The organism is Williamsia muralis NBRC 105860, from assembly GCF_001598915.1.
Classification (GTDB): Bacteria; Actinomycetota; Actinomycetes; order Mycobacteriales; family Mycobacteriaceae; genus Williamsia; species Williamsia muralis.
This window is the reverse complement of the sequence record NZ_BDAP01000003.1, coordinates 90,859-108,977: the sequence shown is the minus strand read 5'-3', so window position 1 is coordinate 108,977 and position 18,119 is coordinate 90,859. Positions and strand designations below refer to the sequence as shown.

21 protein-coding genes are annotated in these 18,119 nt (G+C 65.3%); 3 read left to right on the top strand and 18 right to left on the bottom strand.

What is annotated here, in order from left to right; genetic code table 11:
* Positions 1 to 197: 197 nt before the first annotated feature.
* Positions 198 to 368 (bottom strand): hypothetical protein, encoded by a 171-nt coding sequence (locus WIMU1_RS26895; protein ID WP_120802746.1) that lies wholly within the window; start codon positions 366 to 368, stop codon positions 198 to 200.
* A gap of 65 nt (positions 369 to 433) precedes the next feature.
* Between WIMU1_RS26895 and WIMU1_RS12555 the strand changes: the two genes are divergently transcribed.
* The gene (locus tag WIMU1_RS12555) at positions 434 to 1,858 is read left to right on the top strand and encodes a condensation domain-containing protein (RefSeq protein ID WP_062797765.1); all 1,425 of its coding nucleotides are present in this window, start codon (positions 434 to 436) and stop codon (positions 1,856 to 1,858) included.
* Between the two features lie 2 nt (positions 1,859 to 1,860).
* On the top strand, positions 1,861 to 3,567 hold the full coding sequence (locus WIMU1_RS12550) for a DHA2 family efflux MFS transporter permease subunit (protein ID WP_245969047.1): 1,707 nt from the start codon (positions 1,861 to 1,863) through the stop codon (positions 3,565 to 3,567).
* Here WIMU1_RS12550 and WIMU1_RS12545 read toward each other — a convergent pair.
* The 14 genes from WIMU1_RS12545 to WIMU1_RS12480 form a co-directional block, all read right to left on the bottom strand.
* Positions 3,564 to 3,887, bottom strand: coding sequence for a DUF2469 domain-containing protein (locus WIMU1_RS12545; protein ID WP_023960295.1), 324 nt, complete (start codon positions 3,885 to 3,887; stop codon positions 3,564 to 3,566). The two genes, WIMU1_RS12550 and WIMU1_RS12545, sit on opposite strands and share 4 nt — an antisense overlap.
* A 9-nt stretch (positions 3,888 to 3,896) precedes the next feature.
* Positions 3,897 to 4,571 (bottom strand): ribonuclease HII, encoded by a 675-nt coding sequence (locus WIMU1_RS12540; RefSeq protein ID WP_023960297.1) that lies wholly within the window; start codon positions 4,569 to 4,571, stop codon positions 3,897 to 3,899.
* Positions 4,572 to 4,578: 7 nt separating this feature from the next.
* On the bottom strand, positions 4,579 to 5,463 hold the full coding sequence (gene lepB, locus WIMU1_RS12535; RefSeq protein WP_084248225.1) for a signal peptidase I: 885 nt from the start codon (positions 5,461 to 5,463) through the stop codon (positions 4,579 to 4,581).
* A 17-nt stretch (positions 5,464 to 5,480) separates the two neighbouring features.
* Positions 5,481 to 5,822: a 50S ribosomal protein L19 gene (gene rplS / locus WIMU1_RS12530; protein ID WP_023960301.1), complete on the bottom strand. Its 342-nt coding sequence runs from the start codon at positions 5,820 to 5,822 to the stop codon at positions 5,481 to 5,483.
* Positions 5,823 to 5,887: 65 nt separating this feature from the next.
* Positions 5,888 to 6,865: a hypothetical protein gene (locus WIMU1_RS12525; protein ID WP_062797763.1), complete on the bottom strand. Its 978-nt coding sequence runs from the start codon at positions 6,863 to 6,865 to the stop codon at positions 5,888 to 5,890.
* A 9-nt stretch (positions 6,866 to 6,874) separates the two neighbouring features.
* Complete coding sequence (locus tag WIMU1_RS12520) at positions 6,875 to 7,309, bottom strand: hypothetical protein (protein WP_030163645.1); 435 nt, start codon at positions 7,307 to 7,309, stop codon at positions 6,875 to 6,877.
* Positions 7,306 to 8,325 carry a hypothetical protein gene (locus WIMU1_RS12515; protein ID WP_062797761.1) on the bottom strand — a complete coding sequence of 340 codons (1,020 nt, stop codon included), beginning with the start codon at positions 8,323 to 8,325 and terminating at the stop codon, positions 7,306 to 7,308. The genes WIMU1_RS12520 and WIMU1_RS12515 overlap by 4 nt, the downstream gene beginning before the upstream one ends.
* Positions 8,319 to 8,645, bottom strand: a complete 327-nt coding sequence (locus tag WIMU1_RS12510) for a hypothetical protein (protein ID WP_062797756.1) — start codon at positions 8,643 to 8,645, stop codon at positions 8,319 to 8,321. The genes WIMU1_RS12515 and WIMU1_RS12510 overlap by 7 nt, the downstream gene beginning before the upstream one ends.
* A 42-nt stretch (positions 8,646 to 8,687) precedes the next feature.
* Complete coding sequence (locus tag WIMU1_RS12505; protein WP_062797755.1) at positions 8,688 to 9,038, bottom strand: YbaB/EbfC family nucleoid-associated protein; 351 nt, start codon at positions 9,036 to 9,038, stop codon at positions 8,688 to 8,690.
* A 77-nt stretch (positions 9,039 to 9,115) separates the two neighbouring features.
* Positions 9,116 to 9,802 (bottom strand): tRNA (guanosine(37)-N1)-methyltransferase TrmD, encoded by a 687-nt coding sequence (trmD, locus tag WIMU1_RS12500; RefSeq protein WP_207779604.1) that lies wholly within the window; start codon positions 9,800 to 9,802, stop codon positions 9,116 to 9,118.
* Between the two features lie 20 nt (positions 9,803 to 9,822).
* Complete coding sequence (gene rimM / locus WIMU1_RS12495; protein ID WP_062797751.1) at positions 9,823 to 10,347, bottom strand: ribosome maturation factor RimM; 525 nt, start codon at positions 10,345 to 10,347, stop codon at positions 9,823 to 9,825.
* A 23-nt stretch (positions 10,348 to 10,370) separates the two neighbouring features.
* The gene (locus WIMU1_RS12490; RefSeq protein WP_020107279.1) at positions 10,371 to 10,613 is read right to left on the bottom strand and encodes an RNA-binding protein; all 243 of its coding nucleotides are present in this window, start codon (positions 10,611 to 10,613) and stop codon (positions 10,371 to 10,373) included.
* Complete coding sequence (gene rpsP / locus WIMU1_RS12485; protein WP_023960319.1) at positions 10,610 to 11,086, bottom strand: 30S ribosomal protein S16; 477 nt, start codon at positions 11,084 to 11,086, stop codon at positions 10,610 to 10,612. The genes WIMU1_RS12490 and rpsP overlap by 4 nt, the downstream gene beginning before the upstream one ends.
* A gap of 188 nt (positions 11,087 to 11,274) precedes the next feature.
* A complete protein-coding gene (locus WIMU1_RS12480; protein WP_062797749.1) occupies positions 11,275 to 12,234 on the bottom strand; it encodes an NAD(P)/FAD-dependent oxidoreductase in 960 nt (319 codons plus the stop codon).
* 73 nt (positions 12,235 to 12,307) lie between these two features.
* Between WIMU1_RS12480 and WIMU1_RS12475 the strand changes: the two genes are divergently transcribed.
* Positions 12,308 to 12,883, top strand: a complete 576-nt coding sequence (locus tag WIMU1_RS12475) for a helix-turn-helix domain-containing protein (RefSeq protein WP_023960322.1) — start codon at positions 12,308 to 12,310, stop codon at positions 12,881 to 12,883.
* 20 nt (positions 12,884 to 12,903) lie between these two features.
* On the opposite strand, the gene WIMU1_RS12470 is transcribed toward WIMU1_RS12475, so the two are convergent.
* The 3 genes from WIMU1_RS12470 to WIMU1_RS12460 are packed head-to-tail and all read right to left on the bottom strand — an operon-like array spanning position 12,904 to position 18,117.
* Complete coding sequence (locus WIMU1_RS12470) at positions 12,904 to 13,980, bottom strand: amidohydrolase family protein (RefSeq protein ID WP_062797747.1); 1,077 nt, start codon at positions 13,978 to 13,980, stop codon at positions 12,904 to 12,906.
* A gap of 14 nt (positions 13,981 to 13,994) precedes the next feature.
* Positions 13,995 to 15,575 carry a signal recognition particle protein gene (gene ffh / locus WIMU1_RS12465; protein ID WP_062797745.1) on the bottom strand — a complete coding sequence of 527 codons (1,581 nt, stop codon included), beginning with the start codon at positions 15,573 to 15,575 and terminating at the stop codon, positions 13,995 to 13,997.
* A 4-nt stretch (positions 15,576 to 15,579) separates the two neighbouring features.
* Positions 15,580 to 18,117: a [protein-PII] uridylyltransferase gene (locus WIMU1_RS12460; RefSeq protein ID WP_062797744.1), complete on the bottom strand. Its 2,538-nt coding sequence runs from the start codon at positions 18,115 to 18,117 to the stop codon at positions 15,580 to 15,582.
* Positions 18,118 to 18,119 lie beyond the last annotated feature (2 nt).

Here is an 18,119-nt window from a genome sequence, read left to right as displayed (position 1 = left end):
CACTTCACGAGAATCCTCTCTGGTGCGGCACACAGGGTTCACCCGACAGTTGGGCACGTCAGAACCCATGGCGCCGCCACGACTTTGGCACATCCAACCACGGCGCCACTGCGCCACGGGACGCAGACGGTACAACCCGCATAGATCTTAAGGAAGATTTTTTGTTGTGTTAGATCTTTATTTCTCAACAGCTGTTGTCATCCGCTAATCTTCGCTGTAGTTTCACGGGTGCACGACAACGCGACAAAGGGTCGGGCCGAGGCGTCTTTCAGACGTCGTAGCGCGGATGTCGAACAAATTACTTGAAATGCATTTGGCATTTTGTGTTGCGAATTGCCGCACACAGAAAGCCGCCTGCTCGCAGTCATTGCAGCGTTTCACCATTCGCCCCGGCCACCAGTGCGCTTTTGCGCTACTTCGACAGGAGCTGAACATGGTCAATTTCGGTCTGATCAACGAGTGGGAACCAGCCACGGGCCGACTCACGAGCTGGGTTGCGTCCCCGGCCTCGCTGGATGAGGCGAAGGGCGCTCCGGTGCATCCCACCCCGGCCTCACATCAGCAAGAAGAGTATCTTCTGACCGCCGCCCGGAACGAGACAGTGGGCTTCCGGTTCTCCCGATTGTGCCTGGTGGCGTTCGACTTTCAGACTCCGCTCGACGTCGATGCCATGACCCGGACGATCAACACGTTCCTCCGGCGCCACGACACCTTCCACAGCTGGTTCTCATCCGAAACCGACGGATCGATCGTTCGGCATGTGGTGGACCCCAGCGTCATCGACTTCCGACCCACCCCACACGGCGAGTTCGACTCCCCCGACGCAATTCGCGCGCACGTCGAGACCGAGACTCCCGGACCGTTCAACTGGGATTGCTTCACATTCGGCACCATCGAACACGAGACCGGTTTCACTTTGTACGCGGCGTTCGACCACTTGGTGACCGACGGCATCTCCTCCGCACTCACCGTTGTCGAACTCCTGCAGCTGTATTCGAGTGAGAGCCAGGGAACACCGAGCGGTCTGGCCGACGTCGGCAGTTATGTCGAATATTGCGCCAGAGAACGCGCGGGCTCTGCCGCGTTGACGTTGGAGTCGCCTCACGTCCAGCGCTGGATCGATCTGGTCCACTCGAACGCGGGTCGGCTCCCGACCTTCCCACTCGACCTGGGCGTCGCCAGTGCCGGCTATGCGCGCACCGCCCACCTGTCGACGACGTTGTTCAGCGAAGCCGATGCCGAGAAGTTCGCGACCGTGTGCCGTGACCACGGCGCCGCATTCACCCCCGGAGTGCTCGCGGTTGCCGCTCTGGCCAGCTATGAGTTCACCGGAGCGTCGAACTACTTCGGCCTGACCCCCAAGAGCACACGCTCCACCCCCGCCGAGTTCAGCTCGATCGGCTGGTTCACCAGTCTCATCCCCGTGCCGGTCACCGTCGGCGAATCCTCGACCTTCACGTCCATCGTCGGAGCCGCTCAGGCCTCGTACGACTCGGGCAAAGAGCTGACCGACGTCTCGTTCCACCGCGTGCTGCAACTTGCCGGACCAGACCACGGGGTCAATGTCGACCCTGGATGGTCGGTGCCGATGGTCTCGTACATCGACGTCCGAAAGCTGCCGGGCGTCGACCTGTTCGACGCCATCAACACCGGGCTGTTCGGTAACCGGGGAAGCTCAGAAGAAGTCTTCCTCTGGATCAACCGCTTCAACGACGCGACGACGATCAGTCTTCTCTTCCCGGACACCGATGAGGCACACGCTTCGATCAAGTTGTACGTCGACCGGCTGTCGGAGATCTTCACCACCATTGCTGCGCACGGCGACTACAGCCCGTCGGTGGCGGCCCTGGCGACATAGCAGTGTCTCTACCGGAATCTGTTGCGCTACAGCCACAACAGGCCGAGATCGCCCCGCGGCGGGCCTGGCTGGCATTTGCAGCCTGCCTGATCGCGGTGTTCATGCAGATGGTGGACACCACCATCGTCAACATCGCACTGCCGAGTCTGGCCACCGACCTGGACGCGTCCTATTCGGCGCAGCTCCTCGTCGCCACGGTGTACACGCTTGCGTTCGCCTGCACCCTGATGACGAGTTCACGTCTGGGTGAGATGTTCGGCAGGCGCCGGGTGTTCCTGATTGCACTCGCCGGCTTCACCGTGACGTCGGTACTGTGCGGAACCGCCACCGGGGCAACCGAGTTGATTGCGCTACGCGGCGCACAAGGCGTCAGCGCCGCGGCGGCGTCGGCACAGACGATCGCGATCATCTCCGTGTTGTTCCCGCGGGTCAAACACGGCGTGGTGTTCGGGATGTACGGCGCCACCGCGGGGGTGGCAGCGATGCTGGGCCCCATGCTCGGGGGCGGTCTCATCGCCGCCGACATCTTCGACCTGGGCTGGCGAACTATTTTCCTCGTCAACCTGCCGCTAGGAATGATTGCCTGCGTCCTCGCCTTTCGCTATCTGCCGGACGTCAAACCCGGCGAACGGGAGCCGTTGGACGTGACGGGGATGGTGCTCTCGAGCGCGGGACTCTTCCTCCTCATCTATCCCTTGGCGCTCGGGCGCGAGAAAGACTGGCCGATATGGCTTCTCGTGATGCTTGTCGTCTCGATCGTGCTCCTGACGGCATTCGTGTTCTACGAGCGCCGACTCCAGCGCCGCGGCGGCAGCCCCCTGCTGCGACTCGATCTGTTCCACAACCGGAACTTCACGGTCGGCGCCGTGTTGTCGCTGGCGTTCTTCAGCGTCTTCGCCGCGTTCTTTTTCACCGTGTCCATCGCAGCCCAATTCGGTCTCGGCTACTCGGCGCTTCGAACAGGCGTATTGACCTTCCCTTTCGCGGTCGGTGCCGCCGTGGGTTCGTTGATCTCCCCCATCTTGGTCGGTCGCATCGGTGCCCGCACCCTGGCGCTGGGAATGGTCGCGTTCGCAGTGTGTCTCGGCTGGACCGCCATGATCATCGATCCTGCGGGTGGCTCACTGGACATCGCGGTGCTCGTGACGCCACTGCTGATCGGCGGTGTGGGCACCGGTTTGTTCGTCGCGCCACTGCAGGCGACCATCTTGTCCGGGACCACCGAATCCAATGTGGGCTCGGCATCCGGTTCCATTCCCACCATCCAGCAGATCGGGTGCTCGATCGGGCTAGCCGTGATCAGCATCGCGTTCTTCAATCAGGTTGCCGCACAATCACCGTCGGCGGTGGATCAGGCCGCCTCTTCACTGTCGCGGGGCTTGGAGACCACCTCGGTGGCTCCCCCGTTCCGGCCAGTGGTGGTCGATGAGTTCTCTCGGTGCGCGAATCTGCAGCTGTCGTCGGCACATCCGGAACAGACCCCGCCTGGGTGCGGTGCAACCGACGCTCAGAAGCCGGCGACACCGGGCGATGTGCGAGCCACGGTGGCCGCTGCTGCCGCACCAGAACTCAAGACCGCCGCACGGGAAGCCGCCGCGCACTCATTTCTCGCTGCACTGTCGATCATCTTGTGGGCGATCGCGGCAACCGCTCTTGCCCTCGCGATGATCAGCCTCCTGCTGCGACGAACCGAAGCCGTACCCCGCTAGTCGCCGAGCACACCGTCCTCGGGCAGACGCAGATCCTGCTTTTCTAATTCCTCGATGTTGACGTCCTTGAACGTGATCACCCGTACCTGTTTCACGAACCGAGCAGGGCGGTACATGTCCCAGACCCAGGCGTCACTCATACGGACCTCGAAGTAGACCTCGCCGTCCGCATTTCGGGGCACCATCTCGACCGCGTTGGCCAGATAGAACCGACGTTCTGTCTCGACCACGTAGGTGAATTGACCGACGATGTCCTTGTACTCGCGGTACAGGGACAGTTCCATCTCGGTTTCGTACTTCTCGAGATCTTCGGCGCTCATTCCCTCAGCCTAACGTCCTGCGGTCTCGCCCACGCGCACCCGTAGCCGCACATTGCGATACGACATCCTGTGTTGTGGGGACGGGCCGAGCTCGTCGAGACACTGCATGTGCATCTCGGTGCTGTAGCCCTTGTGGACAGCGAACCCATATCCGGGCAACGACGTGTCCATGTCGACCATGATCCTGTCCCTGGTGACCTTCGCGATGATGCTGGCGGCGGCGATACACGCGGCCGCGCCGTCGCCTCCGATCACCGGCAGGGAGGGCGCGGTGAGCCCTGGAACCCGGAAACCATCCGACAGCACATAGCCCGGCTGGACACCGAGCCCGGCGACGGCTCGCCGCATTCCCTCGATGTTGACCACATGGATACCCAGCCGGTCGACTTCGTCTGCGTCGATGACCACTGCACTCCAGGCAACAGCGTGCCGGGTCACGGACTTGTACAACTTGTCGCGGGTCTTCGCCGTCAGCTTCTTCGAGTCATCGAGATCGGCGAGAGAGATCAGCTGCGTCGGCTTGAGGATGCACGCAGCGACCACCAGTGGTCCGGCACACGCTCCGCGCCCTGCCTCGTCCACGCCGGCGACGGGCCCGAGCCCGCTGCGGTACAGCGCTGCTTCAAGGGTGCGCAAGCCGGCGGCTCGCCGTATCACCACACGAGGTGGCCAGGTGGTCGCCACCGGTTGCCTACTTCTGGGGGTCGACGGAGTCGACACCGCCGATGCGCGAGAACGGGTAGATGATGTAGCGGACTTTGCCGCGTATGTCGTCGACGGGCACCATGCCACGCAATTCGTCGTCCTGGTGATACCGGGAGTCGGCCGAATTACCGCGGTTGTCGCCCATCACCCAGACGAACCCCTCGGGTACGTCGATCGGGCCGAAGTCTGCGCCGAAGCACGAATTGAGCTGACCCGTATCGTCTTTGAGGTCGCCGGGGCGCATCTGAGCGTTCTCTTCCTGAAGCTTCAGGTCGATGTACGGCTCGTCGAGGGGCTGACCGTTCACCTTGACGCCGGTGCGATCCGCGTTGCGGCACTCCACCCGCTGACCGCCCGTGGCGATGATTCGCTTGACGAGGTTGTTCTCGTCCGGCGGGGCGAACCCGAACCACGACATGGCGTTCTGGGCGCCGCGGATGACCGTGTTGGACGACCGCGGCGATTTCCAGCCCTGGTCCCACGATGACGTGGGTGCTTTGAACACCACGACGTCGCCGGCCTCGGGGTCGCTCCACCGGTACACCAACTTGTCGATGACGATCCGGTCGTTGGTGCATCCGGTGCAGCCGTGCAGCGTGTTCTCCATCGATTCGGACGGGATCACGTACTGCCGTCCGATGAACGTCTGGAGAACCCACGTCAGCGCGAGCACACAGATCAGGATGATCGCGGTCTCGCGTAGCAGCGACGCCTTCTTCTTCGGTGCGACATCGGCGGTGCCGTCGATCCGGCGCCACGGACGTGCTTGCCGATCGGGGTCGGCCACACGGTCCGGGTCTGCGTGCCGACTGTCGTACGGCTCGTCGCTGTAAGGGTCTGAACCCTCAGGATTGCGGGGGGTGTTTACCACGCCGCAAGCCTAGTAGGTCAGCGCTTTTCTTTGATCTTGGCTGCCTTGCCGCGCAGGTCGCGCAGGTAGTACAGCTTCGCCCGGCGGACATCGCCGCGGGTGACGACCTCGAGCTTGGCAATGTTCGGGCTGTGCACGGGGAAGGTGCGCTCCACACCGACACCGAACGACACCTTGCGAACGGTGAAGGTCTCACGGATGCCGCCGCCCTGACGACGGATCACGACGCCCTTGAACACCTGGACACGTTCTTTGGAGCCCTCGATGACCTTGACGTGGACGTTGAGGGTGTCTCCGGCGCGGAAGTCGGGGATGTCGTCGCGCAGGGACTTGTTGTCCAAGAAATCCAGTGTGTTCATGATGTCGGTTCCAATCTTGCTGATGGCGTGAGTAGAGGAACCTGGCGGCTTTCGTCCTGGACAATTCAGGTGTGCGGCTCGACCGGTTCGTGCTCCGATTCGTGTGGTCTCCGCGACGAATCAGCCGACTCGGGCAGGCCCGGCGTCTGACCGTCAAACGGCAACTGGTCAATTGTGCCAGAACCACCCCCGACGGACGAAATCGCGGCGGCGAGCACCAGCTCCCCCGATTCGCCCGGGGCCGGTGCCGCGTGCACGGTGGCGTCCAGTTCCGCCTCGGCGCCGGACTTCGCGTGCGCAACGTCGGGTTTGCCTGCCATGAGGTCCTGAAGAAAGATCTTCGCGCGGATCAAGGGCCTGCGCACCCGCCGCTCGCGTTTCACCGCGGCGTTCATCTTCTTCGGGCGTTTTGTGTAACGCCAACGTGCCCACGGCGACGTCGGGCGTGCGAGTCGTATCGACGCCACCAGAAGAAGAGGGAAGATGAACAGTCCGATCAGCCCTGTCCAAATCTTGCCCTTGAGCAGCACGACCCCTGCGAGCAGGAGCACAAACGCGGAATAGACGACGGCCACCACGATCGACACCACGTCCGCAGTGTCGACACCCGCCCAGTCGAGCGGGTGGAACCCGAGGAGAACCAGTCCCATCACCGCGACCGCCACGAAGACAGCGTCGATCGACGCGCGGCCCTCTTCTGCCCAGTACACATCCCTCAGATAGAAGATGAGCGCGAACTCGTCGAGCACCAGCGCGGCACCGATACCGAACAGCGCGGCGAAGATGGACAGGGTGGTCTGTGACCCGTTGATAGCGAGCGCTATCAGCCCGAGCCCCGACAGCATCGTCAGCACGGTCCCGAAGACGACGTGATGGATGTGCATGCCACCGGGGGTGACGTTGTTGAACCACCAGCTGACCTCGGCACGGATCAGTCGGACGCTGATCCGGATTCCGAGAAACCCGAGGATGAAGCCGATGTACGCCATGAAGAGCGGCAATCGGCCGTTGTCGATGATCGATTCTCGGAACCAATGGCCCATCCGCTGAGATTAGTCGCCGACGTGGTCGCGCAGGAGGTTTGCGACCAAAGACGTCGACCCCATCGCTGCGGCCGCCTCACACACCACTTCGCGGAGCCCTTCCCGCCCCGTGCCCGCGGTTCCGAACTCCACTGCTGCAAGCGCTCGCGCTCGCGCGAACTCTGTCCGGTACTCGGCTGACCGGCCCGCATGAGACGCTGCAAAAGCTGCCGCATCGAACCGCCCTCGAAGGGATGCGATGGCCAGCTTCTGTGCCGGGCTCAGCGGTCTGCCGTTTCGCCAGCAGCTCAGCGCGTCGGTGACCGGACCCTCGGTACGTACCGACGCAGCGTCGAGGGCCATCACCGCAGCGAGTAGGCCGGTTCGGCTGATGTGCCGGGGGTTCACCCGATCCACGAGTCCGGCAACCCCCGAGGCCAGGACATCGATGCGGTGAGCACTCATTGCCCGTCCCCCTGGCCGGTACCCTCGTCGCCCGACGATGTGGTGACACCGGCATCTGTGAGCTGTGAGCGGACCTCGGGAGTGGGAGGTGTGGCGGCGCAGACCGCCAACGGGACGAGGTCCCGGGCGGCGAGATAGTCGACGATCACCAGTTCAGGGGACCTGCCGTCACCGACGACGACCTCGTTCGGTTCGGGCACCGTCCCCGGCCGAAGGTAGCCGCCGGGTTCACTGGTACCCACCACGACCACGCGGCGTCCGTCGTGGTCTTGCCCGAGTCCCACGGCGATTCGGATCCATGGGGCCACCTCGGGTGGCTGCATCGAGGACAGATGCGCGGCCCGGGTCTGCAACATCGAGACGTCTGCGGCCGAGACATCCGTGGCAGAGGGCAGGTCGCCGCCGCGCATCTTCCCGGCTGCCGCGGCCATTGCCGAGCCTGCCCCCATCAGGGCGCCGGGCATCATCGGTGCGCCGGCGGCGTTGCCCGTTGTCTGGCCGTGTTCGCTGTCACGCTGCTCAGCGGCGTGGGCCGCAGCGGTGTCAGCGAGTTCGCGACTACCGGATTCGAAATCGCCGGCGACGGCGGCCAGCACGGTGGCAGCGGCGTGTTCGGCGCCCATGGCCGCGGTGATGTCGCCCGTCGTCACATCTACCACCTGCGCCGCCTGCAGGTCTCGATCCGCCATTGCCGCGGCCACGGTGAGTCGCTCGTGGGTCAGTACCACCAAGTCGGAGAATCGGGCTGCGAGGTCTGATTCGGCGCCGACCAGATGCGCTGCCGTTGCCGCGTGGTCCGCGAGGGCAGTCGCCTTCGCCGCCAGGGCGCTGCCTGTCCGGCCGTCCATTGCGGCGGCGACCTCTGCGGTAGTCGCCTCGATGGCGGACTGCAGGGCGAAAAGCCGTTGCGCCACAACACGATACCGTTCAACCGACCGACCGATCATGTCTGGGTCGATCGCCGGCCAGGCATCGCGCAGGAGCCGTTCGACCTGCTCACCCGGCGTGGTCAGCACCGCTCGGCTCCAGGTGCAGGAAGGGGCACGCCGAGATCGGCGGACTGCAGGTCGGTGCATGCGCGGCCGATGTCGTCGGCATGGTCCGCCAGGGATAGTCGGAGCTGATCCAGAACCGATGCGGTCGCGTGTGAGAGGTGCGCTGCGCCGACCATGAAGATGGCGCCACCGACGTGGGACGAGCAGCGTGCCCTCAGCTCGGCGTCGACGGCAGCAACTTCTTCGCGGATCGAGTCGATCTCGCCGATCAGCGAAGCGAACTCATCAGCACCTGCACGCGCCGCTGCGTCATCGAGCCGAAACGATCCGGTTCCGTACATTGGCCTGCTCCCCCGCTGCCGCATCCCTCAACCCGGCCGCCGTCAGTAAAGATCCGAATACCCTGGGCCTTGGTATTGGACGAGTTCCCCGGCCAACCGGTTCCTTCGTTCGGTGAGCTCGTCGTCAGCGCGCCGCACCAGGAGAGCGATCTCATCGGCGAGCTGGCCAGCGCGGTAACGTCGCATCGCCAGGGGGTCGATCGACAGGTCGGTGAGCAATCCCCGCGCGTTGATCACCACCGTGATGAGGCGGTCCTTTGATGTCGCCTCGACGGTTGTCCCGCGCATCTCCTCGGACAGCACACGAAGACGGTCGCGCTGTTCATCCACCTCGATCAGCACAGCCGCCAACGCGCTGTTGCCGATATCCACCTGCCCGGGCTCGATCCCCATCAACGTCCCCCCTCGCGTCGCAGATGTTAACCCGAATCGGGTGGCCAACGCTCGATCGGTGGCAGCGCGGTGTGGTCCTACTGCTCAGGAGGTAGGAGGTCGGGTCGACGCTCTCTTGTGCGGGCGAGGGATTGTTCGCGGCGCCACTGTTGCTGTTTGGCGTGGTCGCCGCCGCGGAGGACCTCGGGTACCTCGAGCCCGCGCCACACCGGCGGCCTGGTGTAACTGGGCCCTTCCAGGAGGCCGTCGGAGAACGAGTCCTGCTGATGCGAGGACGCGTTTCCCAGTACGCCGTCGATCAGGCGAACGGTGGCCTCCACCATCGCCATGACGGCCACCTCACCCCCGATGAGGACGAAGTCGCCGATCGAGACCTCCTGCACACGAACGCGTTTGGCGGCGTCATCGATCACCCGCTGATCTATCCCCTCATACCGGCCACAGGCGAAGACGATGTGCTTCTCGCGGCTCCACTCCTGCGCGGTTGCCTGGGTGAAAGGGACGCCTGCGGGAGTGGGCACCACGAGAAGCGCGTCGTCTGGACACACGTCGTCGAGACAGGGTCCCCACACCGTGGGCTTCATGACCATTCCAGGCCCGCCCCCATAGGGGGAATCGTCGACGGCGCGGTGTACGTCGTGCGTCCAGTCGCGCAGATCGTAGGTGTCGAGTGCGACGATCCCCCTGTCGATCGCCTTGCCCAGCAATGCCATTCGCATGGGCTCGAGATAGTCGGGGAAGATCGAGACCACCCCGATACGGATGGCAGGCCCCGCCTCGTCGGTCATTCCGGATCCAGCAGACCGTCGGGTGGGTCGATTTCGATCAGGCTCCGGCTCACCGTCGGCACGATTGCGGTGACAAACGGGATCAGGATCTCGCGGCCTTCGTCAGTGGTCACCGACAACAGGTCACCGGCGGGCAGATGCACCACATCGGCGACCACACCGACGTCGTCGCCATCGACGGTGCGCACCGGAACCCCTTGCAGTTCATGGTCATAGAACTCGTCCGGATCGTCGCCGGACGAAACCTCGTCGGCGTCGATCAAGAACAGCAGTCCGCGTAGCGCCATGGCGGAGTCGCGGTCCCCGACCTCGGCAACAGACAGCAACAGCCGCCCGGAGTGGTTCCGGGCGGCTGTCACCGTGTAGCTGTTCTCGACGAAGGTGTTCTTACCGGTGGACAGACGGCCTCGCAGCTTCTGCCCGATGGCAAAGCGCTCTTCCGGATCGTCGGTGCGGACGTCGACCACCAGTTCACCGCGCACGCCGTGCGTTTTGGTGACGCGGCCGATTACCAGGTCCATCTCGTCGCTTTTTCGGTCCTGCGTCAGCGGTCGGTGTCGACGATGTCGACACGAACGCCCCGGCCACCGATTCCGGTGACCAGAGTGCGCAGAGCAGTGGCTGTGCGGCCATTGCGACCGATGACCTTACCGAGGTCCTCGGGATTCACGTGAACCTCGACAAAACGTCCTCGCCGTCCGGTGACCAGTTCGACGCGGACGTCGTCGGGGTTGGCAACGATGCCGCGAACGAGGTGTTCGACGGCGTCGGCGACGACAACACTCACTTGTCAGCGGCCTCGGCTGGGGCCTCGTCGGCAGCGGCTGCCTCTGCCTTGGGGGCGTCGGCCTTCGAGGAATCGTCAGCCTTCTTGGCGGCCTTCTTCTTCGGTGTGGTGGCCTCGGCGGACGGTCCGTTGTCAGCGGCGGCGAGTGCGGCGTTGAACAGGTCCTGCTTGCTGGGCTTGGGCTCGGCAACACGCAGCGTGCCCTCGGCGCCCGGCAGTCCCTTGTGCTTCTGCCAGTCACCGGTGATCTTCAGCAGTGCTGCAACGGGCTCGGTCGGCTGTGCGCCGACTCCCAGCCAGTACTGCGCACGCTCGGAGTCGACCTCGATCAGGCTCGGCTCTTCCTTGGGGTGGTAACGACCGATGGTCTCGATGGCCCGGCCGTTGCGACGGGTGCGGGCGTCGGCGACGACGATGCGGTACTGGGGATTACGGATCTTGCCGAGGCGGGTGAGCTTGATCTTGACAGACACGAGTTACTTCCTTCTATGGTCACAGTGCAATTCGGCGACGCCCCCTCGTTGGGGCGCCCGGTTTTGCTGTTCGGTGGTGTGACCGCCGGTCGGTGTCTAGCCGGGTCCGGCGAACCAGCGTCCCATTCTGCCAGAGGGATGGCCCCGAAAAGAAATCCGTCGGGAACACCACACCGACGATGGGTCTGTCAGCCCGCAGCCGCGACGGCGGCGCGGGCGTCCTCGGTGACAAGTTCCATGTTGATCGCGGACGCCGCAACCGCACCGTCGGCCGCCGCACCACCGACCTGAGCCATCAGGTTCGCCACGTTGCCCGCGACATACACCCCGGGGACGTTGGTCAGACCGGTCTCATCCGCCTCGATGTACCGCCCGGCCCCCTTGGGGTGGTCGGTGAGAGTCAGACCCAGGTCGACGAGGAAGTCGGCGCGCGCGATGAACCGGGGCATCACCACGATCACCTCCCGCTCACAAACCGTCCCGTCCGCCATCCGCACCCCGGTCAACCGCCCGTCAGACGACTCGACTGCCGCAACTCGGCCCTCGACGACGCGGACACCCCGGGCCGCGAGCTGTGCCGATTCCTCATCGGTTGGTCGCACGGAGTCGTTGACGAACAAGATGACGTCGGCACTCCACTGCCGGAACAACAACGCCTGGTGCGCGGCCTGCTCGGTGACGGCCAGCACGCCGATCGCCTGGTCACGAACCTCCCAACCGTGGCAGTAGGGACAGTGCAGAACGCCTCTCCCCCATTGCTCGGACACACCGGGTATGTCGGGCAGTTCGTCCATGAGGCCTGTGGTGACGAGCACCCGACGGGCTCGCACCTCTCGACCGTCGCCCAGAACGACCACGAAGCCGTGATCGACATCGCCTCTGACGGCCTGCGCCTTCGCATCCACCACGTGTCCGCCGTAGCTCCGGACCTCTTCACGCCCGATCGCCACATACTCTTCCGGCGAGATCCCGTCTCGGGTCAGCAGCCCGTGCACCCCGGCAGCGGGAGCGTTCCGGGGTTGGCCCGAGTCGAGGACAAGGACCGACCGCCGGGAGCGACCCAGCACCAGGGCAGCACTCAGTCCCGCTGCGCCGCCGCCCACGACGACGACCTCGTATTCGCCGAGAAGCTGCTCCCCAGTAGTCATACCCCGCGACTACCCCGAATCGCCCGGCAATAATCCTTGCCGAATCGGCAAACGAGGACGACGATGTCGAGGCATGGAAGACGAACTACAACAAGCCCTCACTACGGTCGGCCCACGATTGCGAGCACTGCGCAAGGAACGTGACATCACCCTCGCCGATCTGTCCGAGGCCACCGGCATCTCGGAGAGCACCCTGTCACGGCTCGAATCCGGAGGCCGCAAGCCCACACTCGAATTGCTGCTGCCACTGGCCAAGGTGCACGGCATTCCGCTGGACGAACTCGTCGGGGCGCCGGCGACCGGTGATCCCCGGATCCATCTGCGTCCGATCAAACGGCATGGTCGCACCTTCATTCCGCTGACCCGGCGGGCCGGCGGTATCCAGGCCTTCAAACAGATCATCCCGCCCGCGCACGGCCCCCAGGTTCCCACTCCGCAAACGCATGAGGGTTACGAGTGGCTCTATGTACTGTCCGGACGGGTCCGGCTGATCCTGGGAGAGCAGGACCTCGAGCTCAAGGCCGGTGAAGCGGCCGAATTCGACACCCACGTTCCGCACTGGATGGGAGCCGCCGGGACCGAGGCTGCCGAGATGCTGTGCCTCTTCGGCACACAAGGCGAGCGAGCGCACGTCCGCGCCACCTCGTGACACGCTCGCAAACCCTCAGATCAGACCACGTGCCCACCGCAGACGATGGCCGCGGGCGCACGCAGCGCGGCGAGATCGTCGAGTGGATCCGCTTCCAGCACAAGGACATCTGCACGATCACCATCGGTGAGGACGCCGGCATCGAGCCAGGTGCGCGCCGCCGAGCATGCGGCGTCGATGGCCTGCGCCGGGCTCAGACCCACCTTCGACAGAGCCACGATCTCGTCGACGATGCGGCCGTGTTCGACGAACCCGCCCGCATCGGTGCCTGCGTACACGGCAACCCCGGCCTCGATGGCCTTGGCGAAGGTCGCCGGGGCGTCGGCATACAGCTTTCGCATGTGCTTCTGGTAGGCGGGGAAACGATCTGCCCCGTCGGCGATCGACGGGAAGTTCTCCACCTGGATCATGGTCGGCACCAAGGCGATATTGCGTTCGGCCATGCGTGCGATGAGGTGGTCGTCGAGTCCTGTGCCGTGTTCGATGCAGTCGATCCCGGCGTCGATCAGACCGTGCAACGCCTGTGCGCCGAAGACGTGGGCGGTGACCTTCGCGCCGAGGTCGTGAGCAACCGAGACGGCTTCGAGAAGCACTTCATCGGGCCACAGCGGCGCGAGGTCGCCGAGGTCCCGGTCGATCCAATCGCCGACGAGTTTGACCCACCCATCGCCCGCGCGGGCCTGACGAGCGACCTCAGCCGGCAGATCTGTCACGTCGTCGAGGTCAACGCCGTAGTCGCGCAGATACCGTTTGGGTCGCGCGATGTGTTTCCCGGCGCGAATGAATCGGGGGCAGGTCGGGTCGTCATCGAGTGGATGGGTGTCGAGCGGTGAGCCGACCTCCCGGATCAGCGTTGCTCCCGCCCGCAGATCCTGGTGAGCAAATGACCGGGCCTGTTCGATGGTGACGCCGAGACCGGGCGCGATCCCCACGTGGTTGTGCGCGTCCACCAGTCCCGGCATGATCCATCCGCCATCGGTGATCGTGGTGGCCCCGGCGACGGGAGTCCTCGTGATGACCCCGCCATCGACCCAGAACTCGACGGGTTCACCGGAGCCGACGCTACGTCCGCGAAAGTGCAACTGCGGCAATGACATCGCGCCCCCTACCGCTACTTCTTCTTCGGCCGCTGGAACTGGCTGACGTCGATCCCCTCGAGTCCGGGCGGCAACTGGTCAAGACCGGCGGGCATGTTCGACAGGTCCGGGAACCCGGCCGGCATGCCCGGCATGCCACCCATCCCGGGCATACCGCCGCGCACCTTGGGAGGTGTCGGGCCCCGTCCGCCCTTCTTGCCCTTCTTGCCCTTCTTCCGGTTGACCTTCCGGTTCCCGCCGGGCATCCCGCCCATCCGGCCGGCCATCTGCGACATCATCTTTCGCGCATCGAAGAAGCGGTCGACCAGTTGGTTCACGTCGCTGACGGTGACACCCGAACCGTTGGCGATCCGGGCGCGCCGGGAGCCGTTGATGATCTTGGGGTTCTCGCGCTCGGCGGGCGTCATGCCCCGGATGATGGCCTGCACCTTGTCGAGCTGTTTGTCATCGACCTGCGACAGCACGTCTTTCATCTGACCGGCACCGGGCAACATGCCCAGCAGGTTGCCGATCGGCCCCATCTTCCGGATCATCAACATCTGCTCGAGGAAGTCCTCGAGGGTGAGCTCGCCCTGCGTGATCTTGGTGGCCGCGGCCTCGGCCTGCTGGGCATCCCAATGCTCTTCGGCCTGCTCGATGAGACTGAGCACGTCGCCCATACCGAGGATCCGACTCGACATGCGGTCGGGATGGAAGACGTCGAAGTCTTCGAGTTTCTCGCCGGACGAGGCGAACATGATGGGACGGCCGGTCATCTCCCGGACCGACAGCGCGGCACCGCCGCGCGCATCGCCGTCGAGTTTGGTCAACACCACGCCGGTGAAGTCGACGCCTTCGGCAAACGCCTCTGCGGTGGCCACCGCGTCCTGACCGATCATCGCGTCGAGGACGAACAGCACCTCGTCGGGCTGTACGGCGTCCCGGATGCCTTTGGCCTGACGCATCAACTCTTCGTCGATACCGAGCCGGCCCGCGGTGTCGACGATCACGATGTCGTGAAGTTTGGTCTTGGCCTCGGCGACGCCCGCGCGGGCCACCTCGACCGGCTCGGACAGGGTGTCGCCCGAGGACACACCGAGCTCGCCGGTGCCGCCGACGCTGGTGCCGGGGTGGGGCGCGAACACCGGTACCCCGGCCCGTTCACCGACGATCTGCAGCTGGGTGACAGCGCCGGGACGTTGGAGGTCACAGGCCACGAGCATGGGCGTGTGCCCTTGCTTCTTGAGCCAGAACGCCAGTTTGCCCGCGAGCGTCGTCTTACCGGCACCCTGCAGACCTGCCAGCATGATCACCGTCGGCGGTGTCTTCGCGAACCGGATCCGGCGGGTCTCGCCGCCGAGGATGGTGACGAGTTCCTCGTTGACGATCTTGACGACCTGCTGGGCCGGGTTCAGGGCACCCGAGACCTCGGCGCCCTTCGCGCGTTCCTTGATGCGGCTGATGAATCCGCGGACCACCGGGAGCGAGACGTCTGCTTCGAGCAGGGCGAGACGGATCTCGCGACAAGTACGGTCGATGTCCGCGTCGGACAGCTTGCCCTTGCCGCGCAGATCGGTCAGTACATCGGCCAACCGGCCGGAGAGGGAGTCGAACATCCCTCTAGCCTATCGGCACCCCGGATTTACCGGAGTCCTCCTCTGGTTCGCGTGGCGGCGCCGGTGGCGGTACCACCGCCAGGATCGACGCCTCGAGCCGATCCCGAGTGGAGGATCCGTCGCCCGGCAGACGTATGCAGAACGAATCGACCACCGAACCGCCGAGGGTGGCGACCTTGGCCCAGGTGATGTTCGCACCGTGGTGTTCGAGCACGGCACTCACCCGCGCCAGCAGACCGAGCCGGTCACTGGCCCTCAGTTCCAGGATCACGCTGTTGTCGTCGTATCCGTCGAACCAGAGCACCTTCGGAGGGGCCTGGGCGAAGAGCGCGGGCACGGCCGGAACGGACGCGTCCTCGGACCCGCCCACCTGCTCGGGCGGGGTCGGCACGGGTGTCTCACGCTCACGCACATCGAGCCGGGCGATCACGTCGATGCCACCGTCGACCGCCTGGATGAGTTGCTGTCGGAGCAGACCGACCTCGGGAGGCTCACCGAACAGCGGTGACACCAGGAAGGTGTTGACGGCACTGCCCGCATGGGTCTGTACCGAGGCACTGAGCAGACGCAGACCCCGCAACGCCAGCACGCCGGACATCCGCGACAGCAATCCCGGCTGCTCCGGTGCGATCATCGTGACCGAGAACGTGTGCGGATTGTCGGTGGACACGAGTTCGACACTGACACCGCCGGCCTCGGCGAGCTCGGTCAACTCGGCGGTGAGCGGTTCGGGAACCGGCAGCTCACCTCGGTCGAGCAGGCGCAGGCATCGGCGCACGAGTTCCCCGATGAGTGAGGACTTCCAGTCACCCCAGACGCCGGGTCCGGTGGCCAGCGAATCGGCCTCGGCCAGGGCTGCGAGCAATTCCAGCAGCACCTTCGACCCGCCGAGGGTGTCGACCACACCCTGCACCGTCGCCGGGTCATCAAGATCTCGACGGGTGGCCACCTCCGGTAGCAGCAGGTGGTACCGGACCATCATCGACAGGATCATGACGTCGTCGGGCCACAGGCCGATACGGTTGCCCACCTGGTTCGCCAACTCGGCGCCGACAACGCTGTGGTCGGCGCCGCGTCCCTTGCCGAGGTCGTGGATGAGCGCGCCGAGGACAAGAAGGTCAGGCCGCGACACCCGCGTCGTCATGGAACCCGCGTTGGCGGCGGTCTCGACGAGATGCCGATCCACGGTCCAGGTGTGGATGGGGTCGCGAGGCGGGAGATCTCGCACTGCTCCCCATTCGGGGATCAGCCTGCCCCACAGGCCGGTTCGGTCGAGCGCTTCGATGGGGGCGATCATGTGCGGCCCCGTGCCGAGCAGGACGAGCAGGTCCGAGAGGGCATCGGCGGGCCACGGTTCACGCAGCTCGGGCGCGAAATCAGCAAGCCGGGCGAGCGTGGACGCAGCCATCGGCAGCCCGGTCCGGGCGGATGCTGCGGCAACCCGCAAGATCAGGCCCGGGTCCTTGCTGGGCAGGGCACTGCGCGCGAGGACCACCTCGCCGTTGTGCTCGACCACCCCCTCGTCCAGCGGACGACGGATCGGAGATCGGCGGAGTTTCGAAAGCCCTTTGCGCGGAAGCGAGTTGGACGACGTCCGTAAACCGACGTCCACGGCGTAACTGATGGTACGCGCGCTGTCGCTGATGGTTCGTGCGAGATCGAACCGGTCCCCGATGCGCAGTGCGGCGCCGATCTCGTCGGCATCTTGGGCCCGGAGCTGTTCACGGGGTCGCCCGGTGATCCGGTGGAGTTCAGTTCGTACGTCCAGCAATCGGGTGTACGCCTGTCGCAGCCCGCCACCGGGTGAGTCCGGGCGCAACGTCGCCATACCGTCGGTGAGCTGGGCGATCGCCAACGCGTCGAGCATGTGCACATCACGTAGACCGCCGCGACCGTACTTGAGGTCGGGCTCGGCGCGGTGCGCGATGTCGCCACTGCGCCGCCACCGTTCTCGCGCCTGGTCGACCAGCGCAGGAAATCGTGAGCGGATGTCGGTGCGCCACTGCTGCCGCACTCCGCCGATCAGTAGCTTCGAGAGCTCCTCGTCGCCGGCGATGTGCCGGGCCTCCAGCAGGCCCAGCGCCGCGGTCATGTCACTCGCAGCCACCTGGAGTGCCTGCGGGACGGTGCGCACACTGTGGTCGAGCTTGATGTGGGCGTCCCAGAGCGGATACCAGATCTGATCCGCGGTCTCGGCGACCAGCGCCGGATCCATCTCGTCGTGGAGCAGGATCAGATCCAGATCCGAGTGCGGAAGTAGCTCTTGTCTGCCCAGGCCCCCGACCGCGACGATGGCGAAGCCACTACCCGGTTTGATCCCGATCTCGGCCGCCTTCGTGGCGAGCCAGAAGTCGTGCAGGTCCACCAGGACCCGGCGTAAAGCCGGGGCGTCGACGCGCTTGTGCCCGTCCACCCGGCTGAGCAGTTGCTTGCGGGCCGTCACCAGATCGGTCGCCGCAGCAGGTGTCAGATGAGACGGCTGCGGTCCTGCACCCGAGGGATCCTCGGAGGCAGGACCGCGACCGCCACGTACGAATGGCACTG

Bases quoted from the DNA above. Each gene is read 5' to 3' on its own strand.
- WIMU1_RS26895 (WP_120802746.1), bottom strand. From the start codon at position 368: ATGACTGCGAGCAGGCGGCTTTCTGTGTGCGGCAATTCGCAACACAAA.
- WIMU1_RS12555 (WP_062797765.1), top strand. From the start codon at position 434: ATGGTCAATTTCGGTCTGATCAACGAGTGGGAACCAGCCACGGGCCGA.
- WIMU1_RS12545 (WP_023960295.1), bottom strand. From the start codon at position 3,887: ATGAGCGCCGAAGATCTCGAGAAGTACGAAACCGAGATGGAACTGTCC.
- rplS (WP_023960301.1), bottom strand. From the start codon at position 5,822: ATGAACACACTGGATTTCTTGGACAACAAGTCCCTGCGCGACGACATC.
- WIMU1_RS12525 (WP_062797763.1), bottom strand. From the start codon at position 6,865: ATGGGCCATTGGTTCCGAGAATCGATCATCGACAACGGCCGATTGCCG.
- WIMU1_RS12520 (WP_030163645.1), bottom strand. From the start codon at position 7,309: ATGAGTGCTCACCGCATCGATGTCCTGGCCTCGGGGGTTGCCGGACTC.
- WIMU1_RS12510 (WP_062797756.1), bottom strand. From the start codon at position 8,645: ATGTACGGAACCGGATCGTTTCGGCTCGATGACGCAGCGGCGCGTGCA.
- WIMU1_RS12505 (WP_062797755.1), bottom strand. From the start codon at position 9,038: ATGGGGATCGAGCCCGGGCAGGTGGATATCGGCAACAGCGCGTTGGCG.
- rimM (WP_062797751.1), bottom strand. From the start codon at position 10,347: ATGGACCTGGTAATCGGCCGCGTCACCAAAACGCACGGCGTGCGCGGT.
- WIMU1_RS12480 (WP_062797749.1), bottom strand. From the start codon at position 12,234: ATGACTACTGGGGAGCAGCTTCTCGGCGAATACGAGGTCGTCGTCGTG.
- WIMU1_RS12475 (WP_023960322.1), top strand. From the start codon at position 12,308: ATGGAAGACGAACTACAACAAGCCCTCACTACGGTCGGCCCACGATTG.
- WIMU1_RS12470 (WP_062797747.1), bottom strand. From the start codon at position 13,980: ATGTCATTGCCGCAGTTGCACTTTCGCGGACGTAGCGTCGGCTCCGGT.
- ffh (WP_062797745.1), bottom strand. From the start codon at position 15,575: ATGTTCGACTCCCTCTCCGGCCGGTTGGCCGATGTACTGACCGATCTG.